Below are 15,563 nucleotides of genomic sequence, written 5' to 3'. Positions count from 1 at the left end.
CACCGCCCCCCGCGCCGCCCCCGGGTGCGGGGCCCCCCCCCCGGCCGGTGCTGGAGGAGCGTGCTGACCCGAGGGCTCAGCAGTCGTAGTACATCGCGAACTCGTGCGGGGTCGGGCGCAGGCGCACCGGGTCGACCTCGTTGGCCCGCTTCCACCCCACCCAGGTGGAGATCAGGTCCGGCGTGAAGACGCCGCCGTCGAGCAGGTAGTCGTGGTCGGCCTCGAGCGCGTCGAGCACCTCGGGCAGCGAGCCCGGAACCTGCTTGACCGAGCCCCACTCCTCCGGGGGCAGGTCGTACAGGTCCTTGTCGATCGGCTCCGGCGGCTCGATCTTGCTCTTGATGCCGTCCAGGCCGGCCATCATCATCGCCGAGAAGGCGAGGTACGGGTTGCTCGACGGGTCCGGCACCCGGAACTCGACGCGCTTGGCCTTCGGGTTGCTGCCGGTCACCGGGATGCGGGTGCAGGCGGACCGGTTGCGCTGCGAGTAGACCAGGTTGACCGGCGCCTCGTAGCCCGGCACCAGGCGACGGTACGAGTTGATCGTCGGGTTGGTGAACGCCAGCAGCGACGGGGCGTGTTGCAGCAGGCCGCCGATGTACCAACGGGCCATGTCGGAGAGGCCGGCGTAGCCGGTCTCGTCGTAGAACAGCGGCTCACCGTTCAGCCACAGGCTCTGGTGGGTGTGCATGCCCGAGCCGTTGTCGCCGAAGAGCGGCTTCGGCATGAACGTGGCCGTCTTGCCGTTGACCCAGGCCTCGTTCTTGATCAGGTACTTGAAGAGCTGGAGCTGGTCGGCCGACTGCAGCAGGGTGGAGAACTTGTAGTTGATCTCCGACTGGCCGGCGGTGCCAACCTCGTGGTGCGAACGCTCCACGGTGAAGCCGGCGTCGAGCAGTCGACGGACCATGCTGTCGCGCAGGTCGGCGTAGTGGTCGACCGGCGGCACCGGGAAGTACCCACCCTTGTACGGGGTCTTGTAACCGCGGTTGCCGCCCGGCTCCTCGCGACCGCTGTTCCAGGCGCCCTCGACCGAGTCGATGTAGTAGAACGACTGGTGCGCCGAGGTCTCGTGGCGGATCGAGTCGAAGATGTAGAACTCGGCCTCGGCACCGAAGTATGCGGTGTCGGCGATGCCGCTCGCGGCGAGGTACGCCTCGGCCTTCTTCGCCACGTTCCGCGGGTCCCGGGAGTACGCCTCGCGGGTGAACGGGTCGTGGACGAAGAAGTTCAGCGCGACGGTCTTGTGCGTCCGGAAGGGGTCGATGAAGGCGCTCGCGACGTCCGGGAGCAGGAGCATGTCCGACTCGTGGATCGACTGGAAGCCGCGGATCGACGACCCGTCGAAGGCGAGGCCGTCGTTGAAGACGCTGTCGTCGAAGGACTCCACCGGCAGGTTGAAGTGCTGCATCACGCCGGGCAGGTCACAGAAACGTACGTCGACGAACTTTACGTCCTCGTTCTTGAGGTATCGCAGGAGTTCCTCGGGATTGGCGAACACACGTCCTCCTGGCACGTCCACGGGTGGCTGGCTTCTGGCGACGCTATGACCGCGCGGTTGCCCGGCCGTATCTTGAGTGTTTCTGTCGTGTTACGTCGCTTGCGCTACGTCATCTTCGCCGGTCAGTCGCCATCCGATGTCCGTTCGGACGATACCCCCCGTGGCACCGCATCGCAGATTACCGCCTTTTGCCCGTTTCGGCGGTGGATGCCGATCCGACCACTCCGCCACGCCTGGCTACCCTTGGCGACTGTGACCACGCCGCAGCTTCCCGAGCCGCCCGCCACCGACCCCGGGTTCGTCCCGCCCTCTCTGGGCCGCCGGTTCGGCGCCCTGGTGATCGACTGGGTGCTCTGCCTGCTGGTGTCCAACTTCTTCGCCGACCCGCTCCGGGACGGCTGGGCCCCCGTCGTGGTGCTGATCGCCGAGTACGGCTTCTTCCTCGGTCTGTTCGGCCAGACCCCCGGCATGTACATCACCCGGATTCGCTGTCTCTCCTGGGCCGACGGCAGCCGGATCGGCCTGGTCCGCGCGCTGCTGCGTGGCGCCCTACTGGCCATGGTGATCCCGGCCCTGATCATGGACGGGCACCGCCGCGGCCTGCACGACCGCCTAACCGGCTCCGTCATCGCCCCCGCCCCCCGCCCCTGACACCCCCACCCTCACCCCGCCCCACCCCGCCCGCGCGCGTGGCGCGTCGCCCCACCCCGCCCGCGCGTCGCGCGCCGCGCGTCGACGCAAATACACGGAATCAGTGGCTATTCGCGCGCGAATAGCCACTGATTCCGTGAAAGTGCGCGCTCCCCGAGCGGGGGAGGGAGGAGGGGAGGAGGGGGGTTAGCGGCCTCGGGACTGGCGGAAGGCGTTGCGTTGGGGGCGCATGTTCTTCGGGATCGCGCCCTTGGGCATCTGCGGGCGGGCGGTGAGCGCCTTCAGCCGCTTGTCGAGGGCGTTGACGTCCTTGCCGCCGAGGTTGCGCGGCAGCCGCATCAGCGTCATCCGCAGCTTGCGGATCGGCAGCTCGCCCTCGGCCTGGCCGATCACGTAGTCGTAGAGCGGGGCGGAGCCGATCACCTTGGCCAGCCGCCGCTTCTCCTGCCCCAGCAGGCCGCGAACCCGCTGCGGGTTCCCCTCGGCCAGCAGGATCACGCCGGGGCGGCCGATCACCAGGTGCACCATGTCCATCTGGGTGGTGGAGCTGACCGCGGGGGTGACCCGCCAGTCGCCACGCATGTTCTCCATGATCTGCGCCGCCGCGCCGAGCTGCCCCTCGGCGGCGTTCATCATCGCCTTGTTGGACCGCAGGTTGAGCACGATCAGCAGGGCGAGCAGCGCCAACAGGATGCCCAGCGGCAACCAGAGCCAGCCCCAGAGGAGAACCGCGACCACGGTCAGCGCGAGCGGGATCAGCACCGCGCCCGCAGCCATCGGTGCGAACCACCTGTCCTGCTTGGCGGTGAACTTGAACACCATCCCGATCTGCTTCAGCCGCTGGCCGAACGAGACCTTCTCCTGGGGCTTTGCCATGTCGAAGAGTCTAGTGGTCGCCGTGCAAGCGGTTTACCCGCGGCCGGCGCTCCCGGCCGGTCAGGGGAGCCGGGGCAGGACCGGGGCGGCGCGACCGGTGCCGTGCCGGCCGGTGGACCCGCTCGACGGGGAGCCGTCGGCCTGCTCGTGGTAGTCCTCCTCGACGTTGACCGCCCAGACGTCGTGGCCGGCGCCGTCGAGGATGTTCTCCACGGTCAGCATCGCGGTGAGCATCGAGTGGTCCTGGTTGTTGTAGCGGTGCATGCCGTTGCGGCCGACCGGGTGCACGTTCGGCACCGCCTCGGCGAGCCAGGAGCGCATGGTCTCGACGGCCTGCTCGTAACCGGCGTCGTAGACCGGGTACGCCTTCGGCATCCGGACCACGTACCCGGCGGAGACCGCACCGGGGTGGACCAGCCCGAGCGTCTCCAACTCGGCGGTGCCCAGGGCGATCAACTCGTCGTCGGCAGCGTCCCACAGCTCGTCGCCGACGTTGACGAAGTACTCCAGCCCCAGGCAGGTGAACCCCTCCCGCACCAGATACGGCGACCAGGAGCCGAAGTTCTGCACCCGGCCGACCCGTACCCCCGGGGTGTGTACGTAGATCCAGTTGTCGGGGAATCCTGCGGCGGCCGGTATCACCAGGGCCACGGTGAGGAAGTCGCGGTGGCGCAGCGCGTCGGCGGCGGCCAGCACCTCCGGCGGCGCGGGTGGGTCCACGGCCCGGACCAGCGCGGGCAGCGGCATGCTGCTGATCACGTGGTCGGCGTCGACCCGGCGCGCGCCGTCCGGGCCGGCGACGGTCACCGCGACCGCCCGGCCGCCGGCCCGGTGCACGGTCGCCGCCCGCACGCCCAGCGTCACCCCGCCGCCGGCCTTGACGACCTGCTCGGCGCAGCGTTCCCACATCATCCCCGGGCCGAGCCTCGGGTACTGGAACTCCTCGATCAGGCTGGTGATGTCGGCGCTGCCCCGACGGGGCAGCAGCGCGTTGCGCACCGCGCCGGCCAGCGACAGGTTGCGGATCCGCTGGGCCGCCCAGTCCGCCTGCAGCTCGGTGGCCGGGATGCCCCAGACCTTCTCCGTGTACGTCTTGAAGAACATCCGGTACAGCCGGGTGCCGAAGCGGGCGGAGACCCAGCCCTCGAAGTGGCTCTGGTCCGCCGGGGGACGCACCCGCGCCCACAGGTACGACCCGACGCAGCGGACCGCCTCGACGACCCCCAGGTTGCCCAGCGCGTTGCCCGCCCGCAGCGGGTAGTCGAAGAGCCGGCCCCGGTAGTGGATCCGGCTCATCCGGGGGCGCAGCAGGAAGTCGCCGTCGGGCAGCACCTCGTGCCAGAACGCCTCGACCCGGGCCACCTTCGTGAAGAATCGGTGCCCGCCGATGTCGAACCGCCAGCCGTCCCGTTCGACGGTCCGGCTGATCCCGCCCACCACGTCGTCCGACTCCACCACCTCGACGGGGGCGGTCCGCCTCGTCAGTTCGTAGGCGGCGGTGAGGCCGGCGGGGCCGGCGCCGATGATCACCGTCTGTGGCAGGGGCATGACTAAATTCACCATCTTCGACGCCTGATGGCAAGTGTCGCCTCGAAGGATGGGACGCCGCCCCCGCTGGCGCCACCGCATCCCGGTACGCCGGCTAACGGTCGAACCAGGGGCGGCGGGTCAGGCGCGGACGCCCTCGCGGGCCTCCAGCGCCTGCCGGTAGAGCCGGCCGGCGCGGTACGACGAGCGCACCAGCGGCCCGCTCATCACCCCGGCGAAGCCGATCTCCTCGGCCTCCTCGCGCAGCTCCACGAACTCCTCCGGCTTGACCCAGCGGGTCACCGGGTGGTGCCGGGGCGTCGGGCGGAGGTACTGCGTGATGGTGATCAGCTCGCAGCCGGCGTCGTGCAGGTCACGCAGCGCCTGGGACACCTCGGCGCGCTCCTCGCCCATGCCGAGGATCAGATTGCTCTTGGTGACCAGACCATCGGCGCGGGCCTGGCGGATCACGTCCAGCGACCGGTCGTACCGGAACGCCGGCCGGATCCGCTTGAAGATCCGTGGCACCGTCTCGACGTTGTGCCCCAGCACCTCGGGGCGCGAGCCGAAGACCTCGGCCAACTGCTCGGGAACCGCGTTGAAGTCGGGGATCAGCAGCTCGACGCCGCAGCCCGGCTGGAGCGTGTGGATCTGCCGAACCGTCTCGGCGTACAGCCATGCCCCACCGTCGGGCAGGTCGTCGCGGGCGACGCCGGTGATCGTGGCGTAGCGCAGCCCCATCGACACCACCGACTCGGCCACCCGGCGCGGCTCGTCGGCGTCGAACTCGGCCGGCTTGCCGGTGTCGATCTGGCAGAAGTCGCAGCGCCGGGTGCACTGGTCGCCACCGATGAGGAAGGTGGCCTCCCGGTCCTCCCAGCACTCGTAGATGTTGGGGCAGCCGGCCTCCTGGCAGACGGTGTGCAGCCCTTCGCGCGAGACCAGCCCGCGCAGTTGGGTGTACTCCGGCCCCATCTTGGCCTTGACCTTGATCCACGGTGGCTTGCGTTCGATCGGCGTCTCGGCGTTGCGCGCTTCGATCCGCAGCATGCGCCGCCCCTCGGGGGCGACCGTCGCGGTACGCGCAGCGGGGCTGGTCGTCGGCTGCTCGGTCGTCGGCTGCTCGGTCGTCGGCGCGGAGGGCTCGATCGTCACAAAAACGAGCCTACGCCCGGCGGTCGGCGTCGATGGACGGGACGCGATGCCCGTCACCCCCTAATAGCTGTGACGCCCCCCACGGGCATCGCCGAAAATCCGGTTACACGTTCCGTCCCCGGTGCTAGCTTGCCGACAGAGCTGCGACGGAGCCGAGTAGTGCGCCGCCCCGTCAGTCCAGAGAGCCGCCGTTTTGCTGTGAGGCGGTCTGGCGACGGCGCGCGAAGACCCTCCAGAGCTGCGGGAAGAACGGCGTGTGCGGGAAGGTCCCTTCCGGCGCCCGCCCAGTAGAGCCCGCCGGCTGGCCCTCGTCACGGGCGACGAACGAGGCCCCCGCCCACCGCGGGGGCGAAGGTGTGGTGGCACCGCGAGGACCCGCTCGCCCACACCTCCCGGGGATCGCGTTGCGATTGATCGAGGAGGTATCCGCCGTGCAACGCATCCTGTCCACCCAGCTCCCCGCCCACGCCGGCGCGACCGTCCGGATCGCCGGCTGGGTGCACCGCCGCAGGCTGCTCAAGTCGGTGGCGTTCCTGATCGTGCGGGACGCCGCCGGTCTGGCCCAGGTGGTGGTCACCGACCCGGCCGTCCGGGCCGCCGTCGAGGAACTCACCGAGGAGACCGTCGTCGAGGTCATCGCCACGGTGGTCGCGAACCCGGCGGCTCCCGCCGGGGTCGAGCTGACCCACCCGACGGTACGACCGCTCGGCCCGCCCGCCGTGCCGCCCCCGTTCGACCTGTACCGGCCGGCGCTGACCGCCACCCTGCCCACCCAGCTCGACCACGCCTGCACCGCCCTGCGTCACCCGACCCGCTCGGCGGCGCTGCGGATCTCGGCGGCGGCGGTGGCCGGCTTCCGGGCCGCCCTGGACGCCCGCGACTTCGTGGAGATCCACACCCCGAAGGTGGTCGGCTCGTCCACCGAGTCCGGCGCGAACGTCTTCGCGCTGGACTGGTTCGGTCGGCCCGCGTATCTGGCCCAGTCGCCACAGTTCTACAAGCAGCTCATGGTGGGTGTCTTCGAGCGGGTGTACGAGGTCGGCCCGGTGTTCCGGGCCGAGCCGCACGACACCGTCCGGCACCTGGCCCAGTACACCTCCCTCGACGCCGAACTCGGCTTCGTCGCCGACCACGCCGACGTCATGACGGTGCTGAGGGACACCCTGGCGGGCATGCTGGCGACCGTGGCGGACCGGGCCGACGGCGCCCTGGCCACGCTGGGCGTGACGCCCCCGCCGGTGCCGGCGGAGATCCCGGCCGTGCACTTCATCGAGGCCCTGGCCATCGCCGGCGCCCCGGCCGACGAGCCGGACCTCGCCCCCGCCCACGAGCGGGCACTGGGGGAGTGGGCGCGCGCCGAGCACGGCTCGGAGTTCCTTTTCGTCACCGGGTACCCGATGGCGAAGCGGCCCTTCTATACCCACCCCGACCCGGCGCGGCCGGCGTGCTCAAACGGGTTTGACCTGCTGTTCCGGGGGATGGAACTGGTCACCGGCGGGCAGCGTCTGCACCGGTACGACGACTACCTGGCTGCCCTCGCGGTGCGCGGCGAGCCGGTCGGGCCGTACGCGGGGTACGTCGACGCGTTCCGGCACGGCATGCCGCCGCACGGGGGCTTCGCGATCGGCCTGGAACGCTTCGTCGCCCGCCTGGTCGGCGCGGCCAACGTCCGCGAGGTCACCGCCTTCCCCCGCGACCTGAACCGGTTGTCGCCTTGACCGGGCGACGGCGACCGCTGCGGCACGGCCCCTTCGCCGCACCGCTGCGGTGACGGCGAGCACGCGCGCGGGAGGGGTTACAAAGAGTGATGGTCGCGTCCGCGCCAGGGTCAAATCACGCAGGGTGAGGGGTGTGGGGGGGGGTCGAGCCTCACCCACCCCCACACCGCGCGGAGAAGCCCCCGACCAGCGCCTCTCCCGGTCACTCGCCTCTCCCCACCACTCCACCCCCACACGCTTTGCTCTGCTGCTGCCCACGCAACAGTGACAGAGAGTGTCTGTTGCGTCGGCGGCAGCAGAGCAAAGCGGCGGAGAGGGAAGGAGGTGCGGGGGGTGAATGGTGACGTTACGTGGCGGACTCCGGGGCGTCGGTGTCCGGCGCCCACGCCGAACGGGTGAAGCGGTCAACCAAGTAGTCGGTCGGTGTTGCCGAGACTCCCGGCGGGCAGCATGCCGGGCGTGCCCGGCCGGGAGGACATGGGGCTCCGGAGGGCGCAGGGGAGCCGGCGGAATTGAAGGGCGGATCGGACCGCGCCCTGGGGACCGAACCGGGTCAGGTCGTGCTGGGTCAGGCGGGGTCAGGTCAGGCCGGGCCAGGCCGGGTCAGGCCGGGCCGAGGAGGTCCCAGGGGTTGCCGGCGATGTCGCGGAAGACGGCCACCCGGCCGTAGGGCTCGGTGCGCGGGGGCCGGACGAATTCGACGCCCGCGTCGACGAGGCGGCGGTGGGTGGCCTCGAAGTCGTCGACCCGGAGGAAGAAGCCCACCCGGCCGGCGGTCTGGTCGCCGACCGCCGAGTCCTGCCGTTCCCCGTCGGCGCGGGCCAGCAGCAGGCCGGTCTGCGCGCCTGGCGGGCGGACCACCACCCACCGCTTCGGGCGGCCGTCGTTGGTCAGGGACGGGGAGTCCTCGACCAGTTCGAAGCCGAGGACCTCGGTGAAGAAGGCGACGGCCGGGTCGTACTCGGCGACGACGAGGGTGACGAGATCGATCTGCATCCGCCGAGCCTAAGAGACGTCGCCGGGCCTGGGCGGTCAGGCGGGTCAGGCAGGCAGGGTGACCAGGGTGGGCAGGTGCCGTTCGACGACCGGCAGCACGTCGGCGACGGCGACCGGGCGGCCCAGCTCCGCGGTGAGGGAGGTGACCCCGGCATCGCGGATGCCGCACGGCACGATCCGGTCGAAGTACGCCAGGTCGCAGTCGCAGTTGATCGAGAAGCCGTGCAGGGTGACCCCCCGGGCGACCCGGATGCCGATGGCGGCCACCTTGCGGGCCGGGCCCCTCGCGTCCTCGGGCACCCAGACGCCGCTGCGCCCCTCGACCTGGCCGGCGGCCAGCCCGAACTCGGCGCAGACGTCGATCAGCAACTGCTCGGTGCGGCGTACGTACGCGACCACGTCCACCGGGTCGGGCAGCCGCACGATCGGGTACCCGACGAGCTGCCCCGGGCCGTGCCAGGTGATCTTGCCGCCGCGGTCGACGTCGACGACCGGGGTGCCGTCCATCGGTCGGTCCCACGGCTCGGTGCGCTTGCCCGCGGTGTAGACGCTCGGGTGCTCCAGCAGCAGCACCGTGTCGCCGCGCTCGCCGGCCACCACCGACTCGTGCAGCCGCCGCTGCTCGTCCCACGCGGCCTGGTAGTCGAGCACCCCTGCACGTACGGCGGTCAGCCCTGGAATCGTCGCGGTCACGCCCACCAGCCTAGTCTCGTACCGGCCGGTCACCCCCGGTGAGCCGGCTCACCACCGACCTGTCGGCGTCAGTGCGTGGGGACCTTCCACAGCCAGACGTCGTCGACGCGCTGCGGGGGGCCGAGCAGGGCGGTGGCGGTGCGGCGCAGGGCCTCCTCGTCGAGGTCGTACTTGGCGCCGTGCACCCGGTCGGCGAGTACGACCACCTCGACGTCCCAGTACCGCAGGTCGGCCAGGGACTCCTCGATGCTGCCCTCGGTGATGATGGGCACCAGCCCGGTGCGGCCGGCCTGGTCCATCAGGGTGTCGAAGGTGCGCGGTGGCGGGCCGATCCGGCCCCGGCCGTCCGTGCCGCCGGGGCCGAGGAAGAACCCGGCCGGTATGCGGAACTCGCCCTGCCGGTGGGCCAGCGCGTACGCCTGCCAGCGCTGCCCGTCCGGGGTCACGTCGAGGGTCAGCGGTAGCGGGGTGAGCACCCCGCCTCCGGAGACGTACTCGGTCCAGGTGCCGGCGGTGATGAACGCCGGCACCGGCTCGCGGACACTGGTCAGCAGCGGGGTGGGCAGCAGTGGCAGCAGCGCCGCCGCGAAGCCGAGAACCCAGGCGGCGGACGCGGCGCGACGCCGGGGCGGGTCCGCCCGCAGCCGGTCGACGGTGTACGCCAGCAGCAGCCCGATCACCGGGGCTACCACCAGTGCCAGCCGGGAGGGCAGGGCGGCGTTGACCACCGGCAGGTTGTTCAGCAGCAGGAACGGCAGCGGCCGGTCGGTGTGCTCGCCGTTCCACTTCATCCGAGGGCCCCAGGAGAGCACGGCGAAGACGACGGCGGTGACGCCCAGCGCCCACACGGTGGCCCGGTGGGCCCGGTCGCGGCGCCACAGGAAGCCGAAGCAGACGGCGGCGAGCAGCAGCAGCGGCACCCCGAAGAAGGAGTTCTCCTCGGTCGGGTTGGGCGCCAGCGAGGTGCCGAGGCCGGCCTCCCCGGCCAGGGACCGCCTCGGGTACGCCCCGAACGCGGCGACGTCCTCGGAGTGAATGACCGGGTCGAAGCCGGTGCCGTGGAACCGCTGCGGCCCGGCGAAGTGCAGCCACAGCGGGTACGCCAGCAGCACCCCGGCGGTCAGCGCGGTGATGCCCAGCCCGCGCAGGAAGGTGGGCAGTGCGGCTCGGGCGGCGGCCCGCCGGCTCGGGTGCAGCGCCCAGACGGGCAGGAAGACGCCGAGCGCCAGGGCGGTGAAGAAGAGCCCCTCGGCGGCGATGGAGAAGGCGACCGCGACGGCGACCCCGAGCACGATGCCGTTGCGTCTCCGGTGCTCGGGGCGGCGCAGCGCGAACAGCCGCCAGACCAGCAGCGGCACCAGCCAGCCGGCCGTCCAGTTCAGGTGGGCATTGGCGTGCGACACCATGCCGGGGGAGTACGCGACGAAGAGCGCGCCGACCGCCGCCGCGAGCCGGCTGCGGACGAAGTACCGGGAGATCAGCAGGTACCAGGCGACGGCCGTGGCGGCCAGGTTGAGGGTGAGGATCACCAGGAAGGTCGCCGGCGGCCCGACCAGGTACGTCAGTGGGGCGAAGACCGCCGCGTACACGGTGATCGAGGTGTTGACCGCGAGGTTTACCCCGTCGGGAACGTTGATCAGGTACGTGAACAGCGGGTTCTCGCCGTGGGTGAGCGCGTGTCCACCGAAGGCGAGCAGCCACTCGAACAGCGCCTGGTCACTGGAGTTCACGGTGATGGCCCGCTGGTCCGGGTCCCGCCACAGCCCGCTGGTCACCCAGACCGCGAGCGCCAGGGCGACGAGGACGACGGCCAGGTCGGCACGCCGGTCGCGGCGGGCTGGGCGGACGGGGCGTGCGGCGGCGGCGGGGGCGGGGGCGGGCGTCGGTCCGGTGGCCGGGGACGGAGAGGACGGCACGCAGCGGACGTTACCAACCGGACCTGGACACGTCGGTCAGACACGGAGCCCGGGGGTAAGGAAGGCCCCTTGTTAACGCATTTGGTTAGCAAGGGGCCCCTGCAATCACCCCCGCCGCTCAGTCGTGCAGGGCGGCCCGCAGGGCGCTCGGCAGGTCGGGATGGCGGTAGGTGAAGCCCGCCCGGGTCAGCACCCCCGGGAGGACCCGGGTGCTGGTCAGCGCCTCCTGGGCGAAGCCGCCGAGGGCCACCTTGAGGGCCAGCGCCGGGATCGGCACGACCGCCGGGCGGTGCAACTGGCGGGCCAGCTCCCTGGTGAACTCGGCGTTGGTGACCGGGGCGGGGCCGACCCCGTTGACCGGGCCGGCCACGTCGTCGCGGTCCAGCAGCAACTGCGCCACCCGTAGCCAGTCGGCCAGCGAGATCCACGGCAGCCACTGCCGTCCACTGCCCAGCCGCCCCGCGACGCCCAGCCTGAACGGCAGCAGCTGCGGCTTGAGCAGCCCGCCGTCGCGGTGCAGCGGCAGCCCGGTGCGTAACCGGACCACCCGCACCCCGGCGTCCTCCGCCGGGCCGGTAGCCGCCTCCCAGACCCGGCAGACGTCGGCGAGGAAGCCCTCGCCCGCCGGGGCGTCCTCCTCGACCACCCGGTCGCCGGTGTTGCCGTACCAGCCGATGGCGGAGGCGTTCAGCAGCACCGCCGGGCGGTCGGCTGCCGGCAGCCCGGCGATCGTGATGGCCAGCGTGGTCGTGGTGTCGACCCGGCTGGACCGGATCAACCCCTTGTACTCCTCGCTCCACCGCTTGTCGCCGACGCCGGCGCCGGCCAGGTTCACCACGGCGTCGGCGTCGGCGACCACCGCGGGGTCGAGCTGCGCGGCCGAGGGGCTCCACCGTCGCTCGTCGGGGGTACGCGTCGGTCGCCGGACCAGGTAGGTGACCTGGTGCCCGTCGGCTTTCAGCCGGTCGGCCAACCGGGTGCCCAGGAAGCCGGACGCGCCGGCCATGAGGATCCGCATACCCCCATCTTCGGGTACGCGGCCCCGATCGGATGCGGTGAGCGGATCTCGATCACAGTTCTCGATCACAGTGCGGGACCGCGTCAGGCCAGCCCCGCTGGTGGCGGACGCGCGCCCACGCCAGGAACCGGTCGAAGAGCTGCCCCGGCTCCGGGGCGTCGTGCGGGTTGAGGGTGTACAGGTGGCCGATCGCCTCGTGCAGCAGTCCGGCGAGGTAGATCAGCAAAGCGATCCGGTCGTCGGCGTACTCCCGGAGCAGGGTGAGTCGGGCCGTGGCGCACGGCCAGGGGGCGGCGCAGGCCCGGCAGAGCCAGAGCGGGCGTAGCGGCAGGTGCCGACCGGCCCCCGTCACCAGTGACCGCCGTTGTTCCGCCGGGTCCGCCCGCCCGGCCCGGCGGACCCGTCCCGCCAGTGGGTGTTGCGCGGCGGCGGTGCCGCCGGCTCGGTGGGCGGGGTCGCGTGCCGGTCCGGGCACGCCGCCCAGCGCAGGCCGCACGAGCACCAGCGCTGCCATCCGCGCCAGGTCCGCCGGTGGCGCGGGCCGAGGGGGATCGGCTCCGCGCCGCGTCGCAGGCCCGGCCACATCACCGCCACCCCTCGGGTACGCGGAACCGCTCCTGGCCGATCGTTGAGTGCACGCCTTCCCGCCCTTCCTCGCCGGATCGGTGGGGTGGCACCCGGCCGACCGGGGGATGGTCGGCCGGGTGCGTCCTGCGCAGGACCACCGGCTCCGGGTTTGCAGACCTGGGAGCCAGCCGCTGCGAGCTTTACACAACAAGACATGTAAAGCAAGGAAGAGCTGGTCCTTACTTGTTGTGGGTAGTAGTTCGTGGTCGAATGGCGGTGCAGACCTGGGAGTGTGGATGCCCGCTAAGGCAAAGTGGGCGCAGCTTGCCGACAACATCCGTGGGCGGATCGAGTCCGGTGAGCTTGCGCCAGGAGACAAGCTGCCATCGACCGCGCAGCTCAAACTGGAGCACGGCGTGTCGGCGACGGTCGTGCGTCAGGCGATCCTTGTCCTACAGATGCAAGGACTGGTTGAGGGTGTTCACGGTGTCGGGGTGTTCGTCGCCGAGCGGCCGGGGGGCTGACCGATGCGTCCGTGACCGGCGCATCGCGGTCCCGAGCCGGCCGGTGTCCTGGATGCCGACGTGCCACGCCGCCCAGACCAGCGACGCCAGCACGATGCCCGGCCAGCGGCCCAGGATCGACTCCCACCGGGTCACGAGCCAGGCCACCATCGGCAGCGCCGGCCCCCAGCGGTGCGCGGCGTCGGGGGCGCCGACTCGGGACGCCATATCGGCGTCCGCCGCCGAGCCAGCCAGAACACCCCGGCCGGTACGCCGAGCAGCAGTGCCAGCTTCAGCAACGAGTACGCCGGTTCGCCGCCGAGCAGCGGCAGCGTGACCGTGAAGGCGACGGCGGCGAACAACAGCGGCACTGCCTCGCGGTACGGCGCGACAGGATCGGGCCACGGTACGGCGGGAGCCGGCGGTACCAGCCGGACGAGCGCGATGCCGACCAGCGCTACGAAGTGCTACGCGGATCGCCCTGCGACGTGGCCTCGACCTGCGGAGCGAGACGCCGCAGCACCGGGGTGAGCGGGTCGAGGGCGTTGGCGCGTACCACGAAGCGGGTGACGCCCCAGCGGCGCTCGTGCCCGGCGACCGCCGCGACGATCTCGTCCTCCGTGCCGATCAGCACGAACGGCGTGGCCAGCAGCTCGGCGACGGTGAGGCCGGTCCGGGCGGCCTGATCGGCGGCGGCGGCCTCCGCGTCGTCGGTCACCAGCACCGTCTGCACCAGGGCCTCCAGCGCCGGCGGTACGTCCCGGCCCGCCGCCCCGGCGGCGACGCAGGCGAGCTGCGCCTCGAGCTGGTCGGCCCGCCACCGGGCCTCGTGCTGGTGCCCGTCTTCGAGGGTACGGCCGAAGCCGGTCAGCCCGACCACGTCGGCGTGCGCGCCGGCCCAGCGCAGCAGCGTCGAGTTGGATGTCCCGACGGTCAGCGGGATGCGCTCCCGCACCGGCCGGGGCGAGGTCAGGCGGGCGGCGTGCACGGTCAGCTCGGGAGAGTCCACGGTCACCTCCTCCCCGTCGAGCAGGGCGCGGACCGCCTCGGTGACCGCGACGCAGCGGCGGACCCGGCCGGCCACATCGGGGCGTTCCCGGCTGACCGCCCGCCACTCGGCCGGGGTGTGGCCGGCGCCGACGCCGAGGCGGGCCCGCCCGCCGGAGAGCACGTCGAGGGTGGCCACGTCGGTGGCGAGCAGCATCGGCTCGCGGACGCCGAGGTTCGACACGTACGAGCCGAGCCCGATCGTCGAGGTCACCGACGCGGCCGTCATCGTGTCGGGGGCGGCCCCAGCCGCCTGTCGAGTGCGGCCACCAAGGCGTCGGTGGGCGTGACGCCGCTGCTCCTTCCCCCGACGAGAGCCTGGCAGGGGGTCCGGCGTAGCCAGAATTCGGCGGTGGCACCGGTCGCGTCCGCCACGATGAGCGAGTCGAGGACGGCCGGTGGCGGGTACCCGGGATAGCTGCCGCAGCTGGTGACCTTTCCCTGGTCGAAGGCGGTGTTGAGGAACGGGCGGAGGGCGTCGGCGTCGTCCCGGTCGCTGTCCTGCCCGATCAGCCGGGCACTTGCCTCCCCCACCTCGTATCGGCATGCCACCACCGCCACCAGCTTGCTCGGCAGCTGCGGGTCCTTGCTGGGATTGTTGGCCGAGACCTGGTCGTCCAGGCCGCTCCGCCCCGGGGTCAGGCGAAGCCGGCTGGTCGGGATGCGCGACGCGCAGGCCGGGGTGGGAATGGTGGCGGGCGGCGTCTGGGCGACAATCTGAGCCCGATACCGGTCGAGGAAGGTGGCGAACAGGGCGGGGTCCAGTCCGCGTCCCTGCGCGCCGCTCACCGCCACGCGGCAGTTGGCGCTGGTGTAGACGGTGACCGGTTGCCGATCGTGGTAGCGCAGGACGTAGGCGAGTTCACGGTCGTAGGCCACCGCCGTGCAGCGGAGGCTGCGTTCAACGGCCGCCGGCGACCCGGCACCCCCCATGGTCTGGTGCGGCGGCAGGGAGTTGAGGGCCCGGACGATGTCGCCGACGCCGGTGGTGAGCACCCGGGGAGCGGTGCGCCCGTGATCCTGCCGGCCGGCGGGGTTGGGCACCTCGCAGGCGGTGATCTCCAGTGCCCCCCCGGGCACCAGCGGTTCGCTGTCGCCGTACCGTGCCGATTCGAGGTTCGGGAACTCCCGCAGATCAACCGGACAGCGGGCCTCGCGGATGGTCGCCTGGGTCGCCGCCCGGGGCGCCGGGGGGTGGTCGCCGCCAGCGAGGATCTGGACGCCTCCGACGCCTACTCCCACGGTCAGGGCCACCGCGAGCGCGGTGCCTGCGCTGAGGCGTCGTCGACGCCGACGGACCCGCCGCGCCACCGCGCCGACCCGGTCCGGTGGCGGCGCCAGCGGGGGAACCGCCTCGGTCAACAGGAACCTGATGTCCTCGTCTTCGTGTGTCAT

At 72.1% G+C, this 15,563-nt stretch carries 16 protein-coding genes; 3 read left to right on the top strand and 13 right to left on the bottom strand.

What is annotated here, in order from left to right; genetic code table 11:
- Positions 1 to 76 precede the first annotated feature (76 nt).
- Positions 77 to 1,501, bottom strand: a complete 1,425-nt coding sequence (glnA, locus tag SNR22_RS28195) for a type I glutamate--ammonia ligase (RefSeq protein ID WP_320069709.1) — start codon at positions 1,499 to 1,501, stop codon at positions 77 to 79.
- A 207-nt stretch (positions 1,502 to 1,708) separates the two neighbouring features.
- Here glnA and SNR22_RS28190 point away from each other — a divergent pair, with 207 nt between their 5' ends.
- Positions 1,709 to 2,152: an RDD family protein gene (locus SNR22_RS28190; RefSeq protein ID WP_413775724.1), complete on the top strand. Its 444-nt coding sequence runs from the start codon at positions 1,709 to 1,711 to the stop codon at positions 2,150 to 2,152.
- A gap of 186 nt (positions 2,153 to 2,338) precedes the next feature.
- On the opposite strand, the gene SNR22_RS28185 is transcribed toward SNR22_RS28190, so the two are convergent.
- The 3 genes from SNR22_RS28185 to lipA form a co-directional block, all read right to left on the bottom strand.
- Positions 2,339 to 3,028: a DUF4191 domain-containing protein gene (locus tag SNR22_RS28185; RefSeq protein WP_320069707.1), complete on the bottom strand. Its 690-nt coding sequence runs from the start codon at positions 3,026 to 3,028 to the stop codon at positions 2,339 to 2,341.
- A gap of 60 nt (positions 3,029 to 3,088) precedes the next feature.
- Complete coding sequence (locus SNR22_RS28180; RefSeq protein WP_320069706.1) at positions 3,089 to 4,576, bottom strand: NAD(P)/FAD-dependent oxidoreductase; 1,488 nt, start codon at positions 4,574 to 4,576, stop codon at positions 3,089 to 3,091.
- 120 nt (positions 4,577 to 4,696) lie between these two features.
- Entirely contained in the window at positions 4,697 to 5,710 is a 1,014-nt protein-coding gene (gene lipA, locus SNR22_RS28175) for a lipoyl synthase (protein ID WP_413775723.1), read from the bottom strand.
- 431 nt (positions 5,711 to 6,141) lie between these two features.
- Here lipA and aspS point away from each other — a divergent pair, with 431 nt between their 5' ends.
- Positions 6,142 to 7,428, top strand: a complete 1,287-nt coding sequence (gene aspS, locus SNR22_RS28170) for an aspartate--tRNA(Asn) ligase (RefSeq protein ID WP_320069705.1) — start codon at positions 6,142 to 6,144, stop codon at positions 7,426 to 7,428.
- Between the two features lie 603 nt (positions 7,429 to 8,031).
- Here aspS and SNR22_RS28165 read toward each other — a convergent pair.
- From SNR22_RS28165 to SNR22_RS28145, 5 genes are all read right to left on the bottom strand, one after another.
- Positions 8,032 to 8,424, bottom strand: coding sequence for a VOC family protein (locus SNR22_RS28165; RefSeq protein ID WP_320069704.1), 393 nt, complete (start codon positions 8,422 to 8,424; stop codon positions 8,032 to 8,034).
- Between the two features lie 45 nt (positions 8,425 to 8,469).
- Positions 8,470 to 9,117 carry a lipoyl(octanoyl) transferase LipB gene (gene lipB, locus SNR22_RS28160; protein WP_320069703.1) on the bottom strand — a complete coding sequence of 216 codons (648 nt, stop codon included), beginning with the start codon at positions 9,115 to 9,117 and terminating at the stop codon, positions 8,470 to 8,472.
- Positions 9,118 to 9,185: 68 nt separating this feature from the next.
- Complete coding sequence (locus SNR22_RS28155; RefSeq protein ID WP_320069702.1) at positions 9,186 to 11,033, bottom strand: DUF2079 domain-containing protein; 1,848 nt, start codon at positions 11,031 to 11,033, stop codon at positions 9,186 to 9,188.
- Positions 11,034 to 11,151: 118 nt separating this feature from the next.
- Entirely contained in the window at positions 11,152 to 12,051 is a 900-nt protein-coding gene (locus SNR22_RS28150) for a TIGR01777 family oxidoreductase (RefSeq protein ID WP_320069701.1), read from the bottom strand.
- Between the two features lie 52 nt (positions 12,052 to 12,103).
- Positions 12,104 to 12,565 carry a hypothetical protein gene (locus tag SNR22_RS28145; protein WP_320069700.1) on the bottom strand — a complete coding sequence of 154 codons (462 nt, stop codon included), beginning with the start codon at positions 12,563 to 12,565 and terminating at the stop codon, positions 12,104 to 12,106.
- 343 nt (positions 12,566 to 12,908) lie between these two features.
- Here SNR22_RS28145 and SNR22_RS28140 point away from each other — a divergent pair, with 343 nt between their 5' ends.
- Positions 12,909 to 13,142 (top strand): winged helix-turn-helix domain-containing protein, encoded by a 234-nt coding sequence (locus SNR22_RS28140; protein ID WP_320069699.1) that lies wholly within the window; start codon positions 12,909 to 12,911, stop codon positions 13,140 to 13,142.
- Here SNR22_RS28140 and SNR22_RS28135 read toward each other — a convergent pair.
- The 4 genes from SNR22_RS28135 to SNR22_RS28120 all read right to left on the bottom strand — a co-directional run bounded on the left by SNR22_RS28135 (position 13,071) and on the right by SNR22_RS28120 (position 15,563).
- Positions 13,071 to 13,277 (bottom strand): hypothetical protein, encoded by a 207-nt coding sequence (locus SNR22_RS28135; protein WP_320069712.1) that lies wholly within the window; start codon positions 13,275 to 13,277, stop codon positions 13,071 to 13,073. The genes SNR22_RS28140 and SNR22_RS28135 overlap by 72 nt on opposite strands.
- Positions 13,274 to 13,492 (bottom strand): hypothetical protein, encoded by a 219-nt coding sequence (locus SNR22_RS28130; RefSeq protein ID WP_320069698.1) that lies wholly within the window; start codon positions 13,490 to 13,492, stop codon positions 13,274 to 13,276. Before SNR22_RS28130 ends, SNR22_RS28135 begins: the two co-directional genes overlap by 4 nt.
- 86 nt (positions 13,493 to 13,578) lie before the next feature.
- Positions 13,579 to 14,382, bottom strand: a complete 804-nt coding sequence (locus tag SNR22_RS28125; protein WP_320069697.1) for an LLM class flavin-dependent oxidoreductase — start codon at positions 14,380 to 14,382, stop codon at positions 13,579 to 13,581.
- 11 nt (positions 14,383 to 14,393) lie between these two features.
- Positions 14,394 to 15,563 carry a hypothetical protein gene (locus SNR22_RS28120; protein ID WP_320069696.1) on the bottom strand — a complete coding sequence of 390 codons (1,170 nt, stop codon included), beginning with the start codon at positions 15,561 to 15,563 and terminating at the stop codon, positions 14,394 to 14,396.

The organism is Micromonospora sp. RTGN7 (assembly GCF_033804645.1).
Taxonomy (GTDB): Bacteria; Actinomycetota; Actinomycetes; order Mycobacteriales; family Micromonosporaceae; genus Micromonospora.
The sequence above is the reverse complement of the archived record's forward strand: the minus strand, read 5'-3'. Positions and strand labels throughout refer to the sequence as shown.

Coding starts and splice junctions, on each gene's coding strand:
- SNR22_RS28145 (WP_320069700.1), bottom strand. CDS start 12,565: ATGGCAGCGCTGGTGCTCGTGCGGCCTGCGCTGGGCGGCGTGCCCGGA.
- SNR22_RS28180 (WP_320069706.1), bottom strand. CDS start 4,576: ATGCCCCTGCCACAGACGGTGATCATCGGCGCCGGCCCCGCCGGCCTC.
- SNR22_RS28190 (WP_413775724.1), top strand. CDS start 1,709: ATGCCGATCCGACCACTCCGCCACGCCTGGCTACCCTTGGCGACTGTG.
- SNR22_RS28120 (WP_320069696.1), bottom strand. CDS start 15,563: ATGACACACGAAGACGAGGACATCAGGTTCCTGTTGACCGAGGCGGTT.
- SNR22_RS28165 (WP_320069704.1), bottom strand. CDS start 8,424: ATGCAGATCGATCTCGTCACCCTCGTCGTCGCCGAGTACGACCCGGCC.
- SNR22_RS28185 (WP_320069707.1), bottom strand. CDS start 3,028: ATGGCAAAGCCCCAGGAGAAGGTCTCGTTCGGCCAGCGGCTGAAGCAG.
- SNR22_RS28150 (WP_320069701.1), bottom strand. CDS start 12,051: ATGCGGATCCTCATGGCCGGCGCGTCCGGCTTCCTGGGCACCCGGTTG.